Origin of the sequence: Bacillus sp. FSL R10-2780, from assembly GCF_038006125.1 — a bacterium.
Taxonomy (GTDB): Bacteria; Bacillota; Bacilli; order Bacillales; family Bacillaceae_G; genus Bacillus_A; species Bacillus_A cereus_U.
The window spans coordinates 2,611,128-2,626,786 of sequence record NZ_JBBOUQ010000001.1; the positions used below are offsets into that span (position 1 = coordinate 2,611,128).

Consider the following 15,659-nt stretch of genomic DNA (forward strand, 5'->3'; position numbering starts at 1 on the left):
TAATTTAGTTACTTTTATTTTATCAAATTATAATATTCCAAAGTGTTAATTTTTCGTAAAGACATCCGTACAACTTAACATTCTGATTCGAATAATAAGTTAATATTCGTTTTCAATACTCTTTCTAGCTGCTTTTTTTGTTTTTCAGCTTGCACTTTTTCCGCTAATGCCGATTGCTCACATACAATTCTAAATGTTAATCCTTCTTTACTTTCTGTTATAGATATCGTTTCAACAAGCGCTCTTTGTCTCACATTTAAAGCGGCTGAAAATTGCAAAACAGCTCCTAATAACCGGATTTTTTTTTGTTCACTTTTATCAAACCATCCTTCAAATGGGGCTAAATGTTGTTTAAATAACATTTTTGATTTGTATGAAGCAATAAGTGCTAATCTAACTCGATCTTTATGCATCATGCCATCAATTGTTTTATTCGCTAGTAAATAAAACGTATGTAGGCGGCTCGCTTCTTCATCAATGTACTTCCCTATATTAAATACTTTCGCCGCTTGATGGAATATTTCCCAGTCTTTTTCCGACATAGAAATAAGTCCTACTCCTTCAAGTTGTTTACAAATCAATGTTCCTTGTTTAATAAGTTGAATTACAAATTCCATATCCATTTCGTATTCATATGATAATAAATATAAACTTTCTTCTACTACGTTCGGATAGTACGAAATCCCCAAATCTTTCGTTAATTCTTCATAAAAAACACCTTCTCTTAATCCTTTTTTACTCAATATAAATGCCGGTGCCTCTATAACGTTAACAAGCATATGAAAGACTTCAACTGCTGAAATAATTGTATCTGCTCGATCTTTTGCTAACCCCTCCATCTTTTGAAGCTCTATGAACGACAATTCTTTTAATTCCTCTTTTACATGTTTAATATCTTCTTCTTTCATTTTGTATAAATGTAATCCAGCTATAGGATAACAAATTAAATTTTGATGGATTTTCACCATATTCCTCGCACTCCCCCCAATTGCGATAAGGGGTAATTCTTTATCGATTAACCATGGTAGCGTTCGAAATTGATACCATAAATAGTTTTTTATTTCCTCTAACTCTTCTGTAGTAGGAATATCACCTTGAATAAATTGTTGCTTTAAAGAAAGTGCTCCAAAAGGAAAGCTATGATATTCTAAAATTTCTCTATTTCGAAAGTATGTAACTTCTGTACTCCCCCCACCAATATCAACTGTAATTCCTTCTGAAAATGAAGTGGAATTCATAACTGCTAAGTAACCGTAACGTGCTTCTTCATATTCTGATAAAACTCTAAGAGTAAAATCTGTTTGCCCTTCAACAAGTTTTTTAATTTCATCTTGATTCTCAGCCTGTCTAATTGTTGCCGTTGCAACGCAAAGTACATGATGTAACTTATGGAATCGTGTACTTTCTTGAAATTGAAATAATGTTTGTAATAATACTTCTATTCCTTCTTCACTTAATACACCATTTACTAAATAATTTCTTAACCTAGCGACCACTTTCGTATTTTCAATCTCTTTATAAAAACCCCCGCTTTGTTTTTCATAAATAACTAAACGCATTGTATTAGAACCAATGTCTATAATGGCATATTGTAGTTTTAGTATTTCTTTCAAACTTCTCACTCTTTCATTATCAAATTTCTGAAACATATTCTATCACTATTATACAAAATAGTTGTTTTTTATAACAATATTGCTTTAATATTGAAAATATATACAATTACTTTTTGCATATAATAAAAACCCATTTTATTATGCTATAATAAGGAAAACTTGAAAGGAGATTCAATATGAAACCTTCACAACCCCAATCTCAATTACATAATCAACATTCTATTAATAGACTAGCTCAATCTATTTTCGTTGTGAATCGTCATGCTAAAGCTGCAACTAACCCTAAGTACTTATATTGGTTAAAAAAGACTGCTTTAGAACGCTTAATTACTGAAAAAAAGGCTATCAAAGAAGGATTACATTTTTCTAGAAATCCACGTTTTAGTCAGCAACAATCCGATGTTCTTATACGTTTAGGTGATTATTTTTTCCATATCCCTCCTACGAAAGATGATTTTCGCACCCTACCGCATCTTGGTCACCTTGAATCCTCCTATCGAAATCCGAAAACAACCTTATCTTTAACAATAGCAAAAAAAACACTTCAAGATTATATTGGTCCTGAAGCATTAAAACAAGAAAAAAAATTAAGCGAAGCAGTTCCATGGTATAGCCGTACCTATACAAAAAAATAAAACAGTTTGGCCCATATTAGGCCAAACTGTTTTATTTTTTATCTTCCTTAATTTTAATATTCGCTTGTTTATAGAATGCAACTTTTTCTGTATTATATGATTTCGTATATTCATTAAACTTATCTTTTTCTGTCTCAATATCTTTATATGCTTGGTTTACTAACTTTACTTTCTCGCTAATATCTTTTAATTTTGTACCTTTATCTTGTAGCATTGTATATAATTCTTTTTCTTGCTTTAAAGATTTATTATAGCTATCGTACATCTTTTGGAATGAATCATGTCGTTTCTCATAAGTACTCTTTACTTTATCCGCCTGGTCTTTTAATTTATTATCTTCAATTTTCTTCACATGCTTATCAGCTGACTTCACTTCTTCTTGCGCTTTATTTAACGCCTCTTTTTCTTTAATAAGAACCTTTTCTCGTTCAGCTGTATTTTTCACCGCTTGATCAAGCTTATCCTTAACAGCCTGATTATTATCTTTTCCTTCTTGGACAATTTGATTATATAATACTTGCCCCTCTTTCTCTAATGACTCTAATTTTTTCGCATCTTCAAACATTGTTTTTTCTTGCTTGGCAGCATTTTCAAATGCAACATATAGCTCCTCTTCTGGTTTTGGGCCGAAACAACCAGCTAGTAAAGTCATTGATAATGCAGTTACAATTGCTAATTTATTATATTTCAACATCTTTTCCTCCTATTAATAAACGATCATCGTGCCAAAAATTCCATGAAAAACATGTAACTTCTTTATCTATTTCACGCTCGCATCTTTTTTACGAAGATCATCAATAATTATTTATACTGCTTGTACAATTTTCGCACTTGAAATTATGTAATATCTTAAAACATAAAGGTATTTACCTTAATCTTACCTACTGCAAGAAACACTATAATGTTTCACCTGATAAAAGATGATCGTTGACCTCTCACGTCTATCATTCCCTTTCTCACTTTCTATCAAATAACCTCTTTGTCCATTTTACATAGTGCAAAGGTGACCTCGCAACTCTTACAAAGATTCTTTTAATTTCTTAAAAAGGAAAAGTGTAGAGCATGCTTTCCTCTACACTTTTAAAATGAAACGCATTGTGCAAAATGCATTGACACATCCACAGACAATTATATGCTGATTTCATATATTTTTAAAGACTTTTGTTACAAAAAAAAGTTTTCTTGTAACAAAAGACAAAAAAATGTTACAAAAAATTCTTTATATCATACTTCTTCAAATCAAAGTTTCATTCATGACTTTGCAAGTTTCTATAATTATACAATTGATTTTGTGCCTTTCTAAACAAATCTTCAAAAGTTTTCCCTTCTATCGGATAACTTGCAGCCCCAAATAATAGTGTGACACTTAATAAATCATTCGCTATTTCATTTTGAATATTTTTGATTAATCGATTTGTTATTGTTGACTTTTCATAGCCATTATCAACAGCTACGATAACATATTTATTTTCATCCCACCTCGTAACTACATCGCCTTTTCGAACTGTCTTTACAATTGTACGTTCTACTCTTTGGACTAGCTCATCTAACTTTTTTTCTTGCACTGTGTCTTTTAATACATCCCATTCTTTTACGGAAAGAATATACACTGTAATATTACGAGAATCTCTTTCTGATAAAGCAGCTACTTTCCCAAAAAAATCAACGACAAAATCGTTATTTGTCATTCCTCCTACTTCAATATTTACACGCGCATTCGCTCTTTTATCGTACCAATGTCCAAAATAATAGCTTAGTATCATTTGCAATATATAAATAATAAAGACGGTATAAAATGATCGCGAATCCAGTTTTGTAATTACGTCCTGCAGCGCAATCCATTCTGTAACTGCCACTGTATTCCCAAGTAGTAATCCACTTATTTTCCCTTTATATTTCATACTTTCCCTCCCTTCTATACTAATATATGCTTCTATAACAATAATGTTTTTCTACAAAATAAAAAATGTACATATTCCATGTACATTTCTACTTAAGCTCGTATACCTTTTCTATTTTATTTCATATATATACTATATATCGTTTTTAGAAAGGAGTGACCTATATGCCTCAAAAAGAAAATCTATCAGATATTATGCGCTTACTAGCTGGCTTTTTATTATCATTAAACTTACTATTTAACTCTTTCGGAATAAACTTCATTACAAACGATCAAATTGACGCTCTAGTAAATGTTATTTCATTTCTATTCATTCTATATTTTGGATACAAAAATAACTATGTTGGAAAAAAAGGAGTGGAACAAAAGAAATTACTCAAGAAGCACAATCTTCATTAAAGAAGGAACCTTTCGCACAGGTTCTTTCTTATCATTTTCTGACAACCACTTCATTTGTTTGTAGCGGTCCATATGATACTCCTTTATATTGAAATGTATATGTAGCCTGAAATAATGAATTGGGAGGAGCTTTATCTTTATTTGCTTTTATTTGACAAATTAATTCTACCCTTTCACTCGGCGATAGATTATCGATTCGCCACCTTACAAGCTGAAATAAAAACTCACTTATTCCCTTATCTGCTTTTAAAGAGTTTGGGATATACGCGAAATAATCACGAATCATATGACTTACAACTACTCGCGAAATCATTTCAACACCTTTGTTTTCAACTTCAAGTCGAATAATTAGTATGTCATTAACATCATAGATTATCTCATATGAAAATTTTTCTTTATACATACTACGGATTTGCAATGTGACTGCTACATTAGATGCTTCCGTATCCTTTTTAGAACCATCAATCCACAAAACCGGCTGTAACGGTATAGAATACCTTCCTTGATCCGAAATTCGTTTCCATATTTTCATAATATATTCACCTCATTCCAGATGTATCATCTATACAACTTTATTCTGCCTCTCGATGCAATAAACTACACTAAGAAAAAATATTGAGCTTGTTACAAACCATTTTAAATTTTTCTTTTCCTTTTATCCTATTCGACAATATAAAGAAAAAACCATTTTTAATAGGTTGACACAGGTTATTCTTTAATTAAATATTTTTTTACAATTTCCTTCCGTAACTACATAAAAAAATAAATTCTTACTCTCTCTTTTCGTCAATATAATAAAATACTTTGGCTTAAGAAAACATTTACCTTTTAGTCAAATTTGACTATAATATAATTTATGATTTCCATCCTTTATATCATGTCAATGCAATTTTTTATAAATGAAGAGGGAACGATACAAACTGTACATAAAGTTTGTACGCATTGCACTAAAAAACTTAAGTTAGTTTAATTTTCATTAAAGGAGGGCTATATTTGGAAGCACAACTTTCAAAAAAAGATTCAAGTAAAACAAAATTTGTTGTTGCTGGTTTACTACTTGGTATTCTAATGGCAGCAATGGATAACACAATCGTCGCAACTGCGATGGCAACGATTGTCGGAGACTTAGGAGGGTTCGACAAATTCGTTTGGGTCACATCTGCCTACATGGTAGCAACAATGGCCGGAATGCCTATATTCGGTAAGCTTTCTGATATGTACGGGCGGAAACGTTTTTATATTGGCGGGCTAATTCTTTTCTTATTCGGTTCTGCACTTTGCGGGACAGCATCAAGTATTGAACAACTAAGTATTTATAGAGCCATTCAAGGAATTGGTGGCGGAGCTCTTATGCCTATCGCATTTACAATTATGTATGATATATTCCCGCCTGAAAAACGCGGAAAAATGACCGGACTATTTGGTGCTGTTTTCGGAACATCTAGTGTTTTCGGACCTTTATTAGGTGCTTACATTACAGATTATATAAGTTGGCACTGGGTCTTCTATATTAATATTCCATTAGGACTTATTTCCTTCTTCTTCATTACTAAATACTATAACGAGTCTCTAGAATATAGAAAACAAAAAATTGACTGGGCTGGTGCCATTACACTTGTCATTAGTATCATTTGCTTAATGTTTGCCCTAGAACTTGGTGGTAAGGAATATGCATGGAACTCTAATGTGATTATTGGTTTATTTTCAACTGTTATTATTATGCTTATTATTTTCTTCTTCGTAGAAAAAAACGCAACCGAGCCTATTATTTCTTTCCATTTATTTAAAAAACCTTTATTTGCAGCTAGCCAAGGTGTTGCCTTTTTCTATGGCGCAGCTTTTATCATCTGTACAGTTTATATTCCAATCTTCGTTCAAGGTGTTCTCGGTGGTTCAGCCTCAAATGCTGGATTAATTTTGACACCTATGATGGTAGGATCTGTAATTGGAAGTCAAACTGGTGGACAGTTAGCTTCACGAACAAGTTATCGTAACATCATGATAGTATCTGGAGTTTTCTTCGTTCTTGGTATTTATTTACTAAGTACTTTAACAATGGAAACACCTCGTACACTCGTAACAATGTTTATGGTACTTGCTGGACTTGGAGTTGGATTCTCCTTCTCAGTTTTAAGTATGGCATCTATTCACAAACTAGAAATGAGAGATCGCGGTTCTGCTACATCAACAAATTCATTCTTCCGTTCACTCGGTATGACTCTTGGTGTAACGATTTTCGGTACAATTCAAAATCATGTTTTCAATGATAAATTAAAAGCAGTCTTCCCTCCTGAACTAGCAAAAATGGCTCCTAAAGGTGGAGACACAAGCTTTTTATTATCACCAAATGCTACTGAAAAGCTACCTCCTGAAGTACTGAGCGGAATTAAGGAGGCTCTTGCAACATCTATTGCTAATACGTTCTTCTGGGCACTTATTCCAGCCGTACTAAGTATTATTTGTATTTTACTTATGGGAAATGAGCGCCTCTTCACAGGACCAAAAACGAAACAAAAACAAAAGAAAGTAAGTTAGTATAGAAAAAGAAACGGCATATCCCTTTATGAAAAAGGATATGCCGTTTATAATATGAATAAAGTTTCTATATACAGGAGTTGAGACAGCATGAGTATGAAATTAGTCATTCTCGGCTTGCTACTCGAAGGAGATAAACATCCATATGAAGTGCAGCACATTATGAAAGAACGACACATGGATTATTATATTAAATATGCAAAAGGATCACTGTACTACGCCTTCGAGCAATTAGAAAAGCAAGGCGCAATTCGCATTACAACTATTGTTCGAGATACGAATAGACCAGATAAAACAATCTTTCATATAACAGAAGAAGGTAAACGGCTATTTCACACGTTACTATTAAAACAGTTCGAAGCAAAAAACCAAATATATAAACCGATCTATTCCGCACTCTCTTTTGCTCATTTTGGTGATGATCGAGAGTTAGTTCCTATTTTAGAAAAAAAGAAAAATGATACCGTTCAATATTTACATAAAATGCAAACTATATACGATTGTAGCAAAGGGAACATTCCACGTGCACAACTATACATTTTACAAAGCGTTATTGAGCATATTACCGTTGAATTACAATGGTTAAACACCCTCCTTACAGATGCAGTGGCAGGACGGCTTTCAGAAATTGATATTGATGAAGGTTAAGTTTCCGAAGAAGATAGCCCTCTTCTTCGGAAACTTAACCACAATTTATTTCAATTCTCATACCTTTTCTCCACTTATAAAAATCAGAATATTTAAAATAATAATTAATAAAAAACTTTAGAATTTTCTCTTTTTAAAACAGTGGACAAAATTCAAAAAATTGTGTTAGAATTTGTTTCAATATCATATCGCTTGTTAAATTCCTTTCAAAAGGAAAATAGGTACACGGAAATTTCGTTTCGTGTTTAAAAGGGAAGCTTGGTGAAACTCCAACACGGTCCCGCCACTGTAAATGCTGAGATTTCTTTTCTATGCCACTGTGAAAACGGGAAGGTGAAAGAAATTATATAAAGCATAAGTCAGGAGACCTGCCTGTTTTAACAACACTGATAGACTCACGGATGATGATGAGGTGTTAAAAACAAAAAGGAAGGCTTATTTTTCTATGCCTTTATGCTTTTTGTTATAGGTATTTCCGAGTAAACGGAAATGCTTACTTTCAATTAGGGAGGAATTTAAAATGGCAATTCAAACAAGTAACTTAGGTTATCCACGTATCGGACTACAACGAGAGTGGAAAAAAACATTGGAAGCTTTTTGGTCCAATAAAATTGATGAAGAACAATTTTTAACGACAATGAAAGAAATTCGCCTTCAACACGTCAAAGTACAGCAAGAAAAAGGAATTGAATTAATTCCAGTTGGCGATTTTACATATTATGACCACGTTCTGGATACGGCCTACATGTTAGGATTCATCCCGTCACGTTTTTCAGAGTTTACCTCTTACCTTGATGTATATTTTGCAATGGCACGCGGCTCTAAAGATCATGTTGCTTCTGAAATGACAAAATGGTTTAACACAAACTATCATTACATTGTTCCTGAATATGAAGAAGGATTACAAATCTCTTTAAAAGACAATCGTCCTCTTCGTTTATATGAAGAAGCGAAAAAAGAGTTAGGTGTTGATGGAAAACCAGTTATTTTAGGACCTTATACATTCCTAAAACTAGCAAAAGGTTATAACGAAGAGCAATTTGCCACTATTTTAAAAGAGCTAGTTGCACCTTATGTACAATTATTCTCTGAATTACACGCAGCTGGAGCACAAATTATTCAAGTTGACGAACCAATCTTCGCATCTTTAACAAAAGATGAAATTAATCAAGCGAAAGAACTTTACGAAGCTATTCATAAAGAAGTTCCGAATGCTAATCTTCTTCTACAAACATATTTTGATAGTGTAGAAGAGAACTATGAAGAAATCATTACATTCCCTGTTTCTGGTATTGGATTAGACTTTGTTCATGGCAAAGAAGGTAATGTAAATGCTATTTCAAAATATGGATTCCCAGCTGATAAAATTTTAGCTATCGGTTGTATAGATGGCCGTAACATTTGGAGAGCTGATCTTGATGATGTACTTTCTTTATTTACAACATTACAAAATCAAATCACAGCAAAAGGTTTCATTGTTCAACCTTCTTGTAGCTTATTGCATACTCCAATTGATAAAACGGGAGAAACGCACTTAGCAACTGAATTATTTGATGCACTTGCATTTGCTAATCAAAAATTAGAAGAACTAGTCCTTATCCATTCTGCTCTTACTAAAGGTGTAGAAAGCATAAGTAGCGATTTGACAACATATCGTAATGCACATCATGCAATCCGCTCATCAGCTGCACGTAATCGTGAAGATGTAAAAGTGGCACGTACATCACTTAAAGAAGATGATTTCTCACGTCCTCTTCCATTTGAAAAACGATATGAACTACAGCAAGTAGCTTTACAATTACCGTTGTTACCAACAACAACTATCGGTAGCTTCCCGCAAACATCTGAAGTTCGTCAAACACGTAAACAGTGGCGTAACGGCGATATTACAAATGAACAATATAATCAATTCATTGAACAAGAAACTGCAAAGTGGATTCGTTACCAAGAAGATATTGGTCTTGATGTACTAGTACATGGTGAATTCGAAAGAACTGACATGGTTGAATATTTTGGCGAAAGACTTGCTGGTTTCTCCTTTACTAAAAACGGATGGGTACAATCATACGGTTCCCGCTGCGTAAAACCACCTGTTATTTATGGTGATGTTGCCTTTATAAGTGGAATGACTATTAAAGAAACTGTATATGCACAAAGCTTAACAGAGAAAGTAGTAAAAGGTATGCTCACTGGACCTGTCACTATTTTAAATTGGTCATTCGTTCGAAATGATATTTCAAGAAAAGAAGTTTCATATCAAATTGCATTAGCACTTCGTCATGAAATTGAATTACTTGAATCTTCCGGAATTAGAGTAATCCAAGTCGATGAGCCTGCACTTCGTGAAGGTATGCCGTTAAAAGAAAAAGATTGGGATGCATACATTACATGGGCAGTTCAATCCTTCCTTTTAGCAACATCTTCTGTAGAAAATGAAACACAAATTCATACTCATATGTGTTACAGTAACTTCGAAGATATTGTAGATGCAATTCGTGCATTAGATGCAGATGTTATTTCTATCGAAACATCAAGAAGTCATGGAGAATTTATTAATACATTAAAACATACAACATATGAAAAAGGAATTGGTCTAGGTGTATATGATATTCATAGCCCACGTGTCCCAAGTAAAGATGAAATGTTCGCAATCTTAGAACAATCTTTACAAGTATGTGATCCTAAATATTTCTGGATTAATCCAGACTGTGGTTTAAAAACACGAAGAACTGAGGAAGTTATACCTGCTTTAGAGCACATGGTTCAGGCAGCAAAAGACGCTCGTTCTCTCCTAAAAACAAACGCATAATAAAAAACGTGTTATCCTTCAAAAAGGATAACACGTTTTTTTATTCTACACTCTCAAAATAGAAGTCGTATTGTACTTTATACAATTCATCGTCTGTTGGCTCTTCAAGAGGAGTTGCCTGCAAGACTATCATATATTCCCCGTTAGGAATAGGAATATGCAATTTATTAGAAAGAATACTTGTTATATATACTTCTTCATTCTTCACTGTGAAAGGAACTGATATCGTTCTAACCACTTCTTCTTTCTCAATATGATTTCCGCAAGTAACTTCTACTTCACAAGTATAGTCAGAGATTGCTTCAAAAATAATAGCTCCATCCACCTCAGCATAGCCTCTTTCAAAATCTTCAGGAGTCCAATCTACATAAGGCTGCTGACCATCATAATTCATTATCATTAATTGCGAATATGAAATTGTTAATTCCATAACTACCCCTCTCCTCCACTATGAAATGTACGCCAATTACTATTTCACTTCAAATTTCACACGCGTACCATCTGGATATTTGTCTAGCTTATTCCCTACCCAAGAACCTGCACCGCGGTTATCTGCTGGACTTATATATTCAATATGGGCTCCTTTTCCACCCTCCTTACACATCGCCATCGGCCATTCATCACGATCATAACCTTTCTTCGTCGGATATGGCGCTAACGATAATTTCCTTCTATCCGCTGCACCATTACGATCAATTGTGCACATTTCTGAATGCCCCTCTTTTATAGCATCCGTTATATGTTTCCCGGTCTCTGGATATCGTTCTTTCGGGAACTCTAGAATTTGATCATACGTAGTTGTTTTTTTAGTACTTGTCTCCTCTGGCACAAGTACTTCATATACCGCTACCAAAAGAGAAAGAATTGCAATAATTGAAATGATAATACCTTTAAATTGCTTCATGTGTACCTCCGTGTTCCTACCAATTTCTTTTCCTCAGTTATTATAACAAACTTCTTCTATGTATGTTTTCAGACATTATTTTAGCTCTTCCTCTCCATTTCGCCAAAAACATTCATTTTTCCTCATCTTTTCACTAATGCTGTAGAAAACTAATAACCTTCCGACATTCTTTTTCAAAGGAAGTCCTCATAAAAGATTGAAATGATATATACGATACTTTTTGGGGAGGAACTATCATGGAAGCTATTTATAAAACGAAAGATGTTACAAATAAAACAGGTATCCCAAAACATATAGTCCGAAAATATAGCCAACTCTTAGAGGAACACGGTTATATTATTTCCAAAACAGCTGATGCTCGTATTTATAAATTGGATGATTTAAAACTATTGAAATCTATACATGAAAGAGCTGCTACATTACAAGAAGACATTTCAGAAACAATACCTATTATTTTAAAAGAAAAAGAGGCCCCACCTGTCCCTGTTATTCAAGATAAACAAGAGATACAACCGAAAGAAGATGGACGTAACTTTGAGGAGTTCATGTTAAAACTTGAAATGCTTGCTCAATTAAATGAAGCAATTATTCATCAAAACTCTACTCTCATTACACAAAATCGTTTAAAAGACGAGAAATTAGATGAACTAATGCAACAAGTTTATGTAAAAGAAGGCTCTCAAGAAAAAATGTTACAAGAGCTAGTTGTTCACGCCGCTCAAACAGATGCACTCCAAAAAGAAAAGATGGACTTATTAATGAATCATATGTATAAGCGAGAATCCAAACAAGAAGAAAAAATGAATAAACTTGTCAATCAAATTTACAATAAAGATAGCAACCGCGATGCACAACTTATGCAAGTTATTCGCGAAATTCAAGAAACAAAAAAATTAGTCGCCGCCTCAAAAGAGCAAAGCTTCTTTCAATCATTTAAAAGTTTATTCGTTCGAACAAAACAAGATAAAATAAATGAATGAAATTTCGTATATTTTTCTAATGCAAGATAAAATAAAAAGTTACCTTCTACCGGTAACTTTTATTCCTTATATCGTACAGCTGGCAATATAATAATAGCTTCAGTTCCTTTTCCGCTTTCACTTTTATATTCCAATGTACCATTATGCGCTTGTAAAATACTAAATGTTACCATAAGACCTAATCCTGTTCCTTTTTCTTTTAAAGAATAATACGGTTGTCCAAGCCTTGCTAACTGTTCTTTTGTCATTCCAACACCACTATCTTTAACTCTTATTATTATCATTTCATCTTTTTGAATAGCCGTTACTTTTAAATACCCTTTGTTTCCTTGAATTGCTTCAATACCGTTTTTAACAACATTCATAATAGCTTGCTTCAATTTCGCCTTATCGCCGATAGTATAAAGGCTCTCAGAAATCTCAACTTGCAAATAAACGCCCTGCATCGCTGCAAATGATGACATAAGAGTTGTCATTTCAATTAATTGTGCTGATAAACAAATATGTTCTTTTTTTTCAATTTGAGGCCTTGCTAAATTTAAATAATCTGAAATAATCTGTTCAGCACGATCCAGTTCAGCTAATACGAGACGCATATAATCTTTGTTTTTTACGTCTTCCGTACTCTCTAGCAATTGAATAAACCCTCGTACAACAGTGAGAGGGTTTCGAACTTCATGTGCAACACTTGCAGCTAACTCACTTATAATATTAAGTTTTTCTGATTTTTGCATTTCTGTACGCAATAATGCATTTTCGTTTAAATACTCAGTCAAATACACTTGAAATACCATTGTCATAACCATAATAAGTGATGCAAATATATACCCACTATATAGATTAGATATGTACGGTGTAAAACCTGTTTCTAAAAGGACATTCAACATCCCGACTACTAATGAAACAAGAACATAAAATGATGCAATCATAAAAGCTAATATTAGCTTCTTATCTCTTGAAAACAGAGACCATTTCTTTGACAAAAACAATGGAATTATCGAAAGAAATATAACTTCTACGATAGGCAACCAACTGAGCCCCTTAGAAATCCATTCATATGCAACAAAAATAATGGCAGGGATGAGCCCAACAATCCCACCATATAAAAAACCACTAACAATTGGGATTGGATGGAAATTGTATCCGCAAACGGTACCAAAACAAATAGAGTATGTCATGGAGAGAACGAGTGTAACGCTAGATAAAAACATAATAAAGTAGCGATTAGGCTTCGGAAGCATTTCTTGATAACGATTTAAACGAATCGCTTCATATAAAAATAGTGGTAAAATAATGATGGCAATTTGGATCATTAAATCACGAATCAGCTCCATAGCCTGTCATCCCCTATATGTATTTTGATATGATTATATCATTTTATAAGTCTATTTGTTTTAAAATTTTGATTTTTCTTAACATTTTTGTTAATTATTTGTTAACAACTAATAATAAATGTTACAAATTTCCGAAATGATTGTAAACCCTGTACCAAATTTCCTTCGTGCAGTATACAATGAATACGGATTACAAAGAAAATAAAAAACACTTCACTAGACGGACAACTATTGCAAAATACAGCATATAATCCATACTATCTATGTTTACAAATAAGTGATCATTACTTTAGTAGGAGGAAGATAAATATGGCGGGTACTACGCTTGTTTTAAAAGAAGAAAATTTGGTTGTGCTAGAAAACGTTGAAAAATCAGTATACGAAGAATTGCAACATAAAGCAGGGGAAGAAGATTGTACATGTGCTGTAAATGAATCCGTTGTCCATCTTGGCAGAGTATCTTCCGTACTTTGGAACGAAGATGAAATAGATTGGGAATACGGTTATTAAAAGTCGCTTGCAGCGGCTTTTTTTTTGTTTATGCTTAAACACATGGAGTGAAACTTTAATTAACTCACACAACTTATACTCTTATGGACATTTGGATCCTCACATAATTTCTTACTTCCACTGAATTTTAAAAATAGCGGGGGAATTTTATAAACAAAGCGTAATAGTTAAAAATATGATAAAATGAACTTAATTTTCAAACGGAAGAAAGGGAGATACAATGGAACAATTCATTAATCCTAGAGTGAAGGACATCCAAATTTCTGGAATCCGTCAGTTCTCTAACATGATTCAAAACTATGATAATCTCATCTCTTTAACAATTGGGCAACCCGACTTCCCTACACCTTCTTTAGTAAAAGAAGCTGCTAAACGGGCCATTACAGAAAATTATACAAGCTATACACATAACGCTGGTTTACTAGAATTACGCGAGGCGGCTTGTAACTTTGTAAAAGATAATTACGATTTACATTATTCACCTGAAAACGAAACCATCGTTACAATCGGTGCTAGTGAAGCGATTGATGTTGCATTTCGAACAATTTTAGAGCCAGGAACGGAAGTGATTTTACCTGCTCCTATTTATCCTGGTTACGAGCCGATTATTCGACTATGCGGTGCAACTCCCATTTTTATAGATGTTCGTGAAACTGGATTTCGTTTAACAGCTGAAGCTCTGCAAAATGCAATTACAGAACGAACAAGATGCGTCGTTTTACCGTATCCTTCTAATCCAACTGGTGTTACCTTATCAAAAGAAGAATTAGAAGATATTGTATCTATCTTAAAAGATAAGAATATTTTCGTTCTTTCCGATGAAATTTATAGCGAACTTGTATATGAAGGGCAACACACATCTATTGCTCAATTCCCAGAAATGCGTGAGAAGACTATTGTCATTAATGGCTTAGCCAAATCACATTCTATGACAGGATGGCGTATTGGATTTTTATTTGCTCCTAATTATTTAGCAAAGCATATTTTAAAAGTTCATCAATACAATGTGACATGCGCTAATTCAATCGCCCAACATGCTGCAATTGAAGCGTTAACAGCTGCTAAAGATGCACCTAAGATGATGCGTCATCAATATAAAAAGCGCCGTGATTACGTATATAATAGACTCATTCAAATGGACTTAACAGTCGAGAAGCCAACGGGTGCATTTTATTTATTCCCATATGTCGGAAACTTAACATCTTCATCATTTGATTTTGCACTTGATCTTGTAAAAGAAGCTGGGCTGGCCGTCGTTCCTGGAACGGCATTTTCTGAATATGGTGAAGGCTACCTTCGCCTTTCCTATGCTTATAGTATGGAAACTTTAAAAGAAGGCTGCGACCGTTTAGAAGCCTTTCTAAAGCAAAAAGCTAAGAGTTAAACTCTTAG

Annotated in this window: 15 protein-coding genes and 1 riboswitch; of the genes, 8 read left to right on the forward strand and 7 right to left on the reverse strand. The window is 33.5% G+C overall.

What is annotated here, in order from left to right; translation table 11 throughout:
- Positions 1-74: 74 nt before the first annotated feature.
- The gene (locus NSQ47_RS13495; RefSeq protein WP_341037137.1) at positions 75-1,649 is read right to left on the reverse strand and encodes a Ppx/GppA family phosphatase; all 1,575 of its coding nucleotides are present in this window, start codon (positions 1,647-1,649) and stop codon (positions 75-77) included.
- Between the two features lie 140 nt (positions 1,650-1,789).
- Here NSQ47_RS13495 and NSQ47_RS13500 point away from each other — a divergent pair, with 140 nt between their 5' ends.
- On the forward strand, positions 1,790-2,248 hold the full coding sequence (locus tag NSQ47_RS13500) for a YkyB family protein (RefSeq protein ID WP_002066920.1): 459 nt from the start codon (positions 1,790-1,792) through the stop codon (positions 2,246-2,248).
- Positions 2,249-2,279: 31 nt separating this feature from the next.
- Here NSQ47_RS13500 and NSQ47_RS13505 read toward each other — a convergent pair whose 3' ends face one another.
- Both NSQ47_RS13505 and NSQ47_RS13510 read right to left on the reverse strand, forming a co-directional pair.
- A complete protein-coding gene (locus NSQ47_RS13505; RefSeq protein WP_002066948.1) occupies positions 2,280-2,942 on the reverse strand; it encodes a YkyA family protein in 663 nt (220 codons plus the stop codon).
- Between the two features lie 553 nt (positions 2,943-3,495).
- On the reverse strand, positions 3,496-4,149 hold the full coding sequence (locus tag NSQ47_RS13510) for a diguanylate cyclase domain-containing protein (protein ID WP_078172896.1): 654 nt from the start codon (positions 4,147-4,149) through the stop codon (positions 3,496-3,498).
- Between the two features lie 164 nt (positions 4,150-4,313).
- On the opposite strand from NSQ47_RS13510, the gene NSQ47_RS13515 reads away from it, so the two are divergent.
- The gene (locus NSQ47_RS13515) at positions 4,314-4,547 is read left to right on the forward strand and encodes a phage holin (protein ID WP_002160664.1); all 234 of its coding nucleotides are present in this window, start codon (positions 4,314-4,316) and stop codon (positions 4,545-4,547) included.
- A 31-nt stretch (positions 4,548-4,578) separates the two neighbouring features.
- Here the strand turns inward: NSQ47_RS13515 and NSQ47_RS13520 are convergent, their stop codons facing one another.
- Positions 4,579-5,079: a hypothetical protein gene (locus tag NSQ47_RS13520; protein ID WP_002160663.1), complete on the reverse strand. Its 501-nt coding sequence runs from the start codon at positions 5,077-5,079 to the stop codon at positions 4,579-4,581.
- Between the two features lie 461 nt (positions 5,080-5,540).
- Between NSQ47_RS13520 and NSQ47_RS13525 the strand changes: the two genes are divergently transcribed.
- The 3 genes from NSQ47_RS13525 (at position 5,541) to metE (ending at position 10,539) form a co-directional block, all read left to right on the forward strand.
- Positions 5,541-7,082, forward strand: a complete 1,542-nt coding sequence (locus NSQ47_RS13525) for an MDR family MFS transporter (protein WP_341037140.1) — start codon at positions 5,541-5,543, stop codon at positions 7,080-7,082.
- A 90-nt stretch (positions 7,083-7,172) separates the two neighbouring features.
- Positions 7,173-7,730 (forward strand): PadR family transcriptional regulator, encoded by a 558-nt coding sequence (locus NSQ47_RS13530; protein ID WP_088079298.1) that lies wholly within the window; start codon positions 7,173-7,175, stop codon positions 7,728-7,730.
- Positions 7,731-7,932: 202 nt separating this feature from the next.
- Positions 7,933-8,120: riboswitch (cobalamin riboswitch) on the forward strand.
- 130 nt (positions 8,121-8,250) lie between these two features.
- Positions 8,251-10,539: a 5-methyltetrahydropteroyltriglutamate--homocysteine S-methyltransferase gene (metE, locus tag NSQ47_RS13535; RefSeq protein WP_002111534.1), complete on the forward strand. Its 2,289-nt coding sequence runs from the start codon at positions 8,251-8,253 to the stop codon at positions 10,537-10,539.
- A gap of 40 nt (positions 10,540-10,579) precedes the next feature.
- Here metE and comJ read toward each other — a convergent pair whose 3' ends face one another.
- Together comJ and nucA are read right to left on the reverse strand one after the other, a co-directional pair.
- A complete protein-coding gene (gene comJ / locus NSQ47_RS13540) occupies positions 10,580-10,969 on the reverse strand; it encodes a competence protein ComJ (RefSeq protein WP_002111536.1) in 390 nt (129 codons plus the stop codon).
- Positions 10,970-11,008: 39 nt separating this feature from the next.
- On the reverse strand, positions 11,009-11,443 hold the full coding sequence (nucA, locus tag NSQ47_RS13545) for a DNA-entry nuclease (protein ID WP_002014817.1): 435 nt from the start codon (positions 11,441-11,443) through the stop codon (positions 11,009-11,011).
- Between the two features lie 236 nt (positions 11,444-11,679).
- On the opposite strand from nucA, the gene NSQ47_RS13550 reads away from it, so the two are divergent.
- Complete coding sequence (locus NSQ47_RS13550; RefSeq protein WP_002111539.1) at positions 11,680-12,423, forward strand: DUF3967 domain-containing protein; 744 nt, start codon at positions 11,680-11,682, stop codon at positions 12,421-12,423.
- A 59-nt stretch (positions 12,424-12,482) separates the two neighbouring features.
- Here NSQ47_RS13550 and NSQ47_RS13555 read toward each other — a convergent pair whose 3' ends face one another.
- Positions 12,483-13,757 (reverse strand): sensor histidine kinase, encoded by a 1,275-nt coding sequence (locus NSQ47_RS13555; protein ID WP_002111540.1) that lies wholly within the window; start codon positions 13,755-13,757, stop codon positions 12,483-12,485.
- A 309-nt stretch (positions 13,758-14,066) separates the two neighbouring features.
- On the opposite strand from NSQ47_RS13555, the gene NSQ47_RS13560 reads away from it, so the two are divergent.
- Positions 14,067-14,267 (forward strand): hypothetical protein, encoded by a 201-nt coding sequence (locus tag NSQ47_RS13560; protein WP_002111542.1) that lies wholly within the window; start codon positions 14,067-14,069, stop codon positions 14,265-14,267.
- Positions 14,268-14,487: 220 nt separating this feature from the next.
- Complete coding sequence (locus NSQ47_RS13565) at positions 14,488-15,651, forward strand: aminotransferase A (protein WP_204208350.1); 1,164 nt, start codon at positions 14,488-14,490, stop codon at positions 15,649-15,651.
- The last annotated feature ends 8 nt before the right edge of the window (positions 15,652-15,659 follow it).

What these genes read in the sequence shown, in the direction of transcription:
- NSQ47_RS13495 (WP_341037137.1), bottom strand. Translation starts at nt 1,649, where the DNA reads ATGTTTCAGAAATTTGATAATGAAAGAGTGAGAAGTTTGAAAGAAATA.
- NSQ47_RS13500 (WP_002066920.1), top strand. Translation starts at nt 1,790, where the DNA reads ATGAAACCTTCACAACCCCAATCTCAATTACATAATCAACATTCTATT.
- NSQ47_RS13505 (WP_002066948.1), bottom strand. Translation starts at nt 2,942, where the DNA reads ATGTTGAAATATAATAAATTAGCAATTGTAACTGCATTATCAATGACT.
- NSQ47_RS13510 (WP_078172896.1), bottom strand. Translation starts at nt 4,149, where the DNA reads ATGAAATATAAAGGGAAAATAAGTGGATTACTACTTGGGAATACAGTG.
- NSQ47_RS13515 (WP_002160664.1), top strand. Translation starts at nt 4,314, where the DNA reads ATGCCTCAAAAAGAAAATCTATCAGATATTATGCGCTTACTAGCTGGC.
- NSQ47_RS13520 (WP_002160663.1), bottom strand. Translation starts at nt 5,079, where the DNA reads ATGAAAATATGGAAACGAATTTCGGATCAAGGAAGGTATTCTATACCG.
- NSQ47_RS13530 (WP_088079298.1), top strand. Translation starts at nt 7,173, where the DNA reads ATGAGTATGAAATTAGTCATTCTCGGCTTGCTACTCGAAGGAGATAAA.
- metE (WP_002111534.1), top strand. Translation starts at nt 8,251, where the DNA reads ATGGCAATTCAAACAAGTAACTTAGGTTATCCACGTATCGGACTACAA.
- comJ (WP_002111536.1), bottom strand. Translation starts at nt 10,969, where the DNA reads ATGGAATTAACAATTTCATATTCGCAATTAATGATAATGAATTATGAT.
- nucA (WP_002014817.1), bottom strand. Translation starts at nt 11,443, where the DNA reads ATGAAGCAATTTAAAGGTATTATCATTTCAATTATTGCAATTCTTTCT.
- NSQ47_RS13550 (WP_002111539.1), top strand. Translation starts at nt 11,680, where the DNA reads ATGGAAGCTATTTATAAAACGAAAGATGTTACAAATAAAACAGGTATC.
- NSQ47_RS13555 (WP_002111540.1), bottom strand. Translation starts at nt 13,757, where the DNA reads ATGGAGCTGATTCGTGATTTAATGATCCAAATTGCCATCATTATTTTA.
- NSQ47_RS13560 (WP_002111542.1), top strand. Translation starts at nt 14,067, where the DNA reads ATGGCGGGTACTACGCTTGTTTTAAAAGAAGAAAATTTGGTTGTGCTA.
- NSQ47_RS13565 (WP_204208350.1), top strand. Translation starts at nt 14,488, where the DNA reads ATGGAACAATTCATTAATCCTAGAGTGAAGGACATCCAAATTTCTGGA.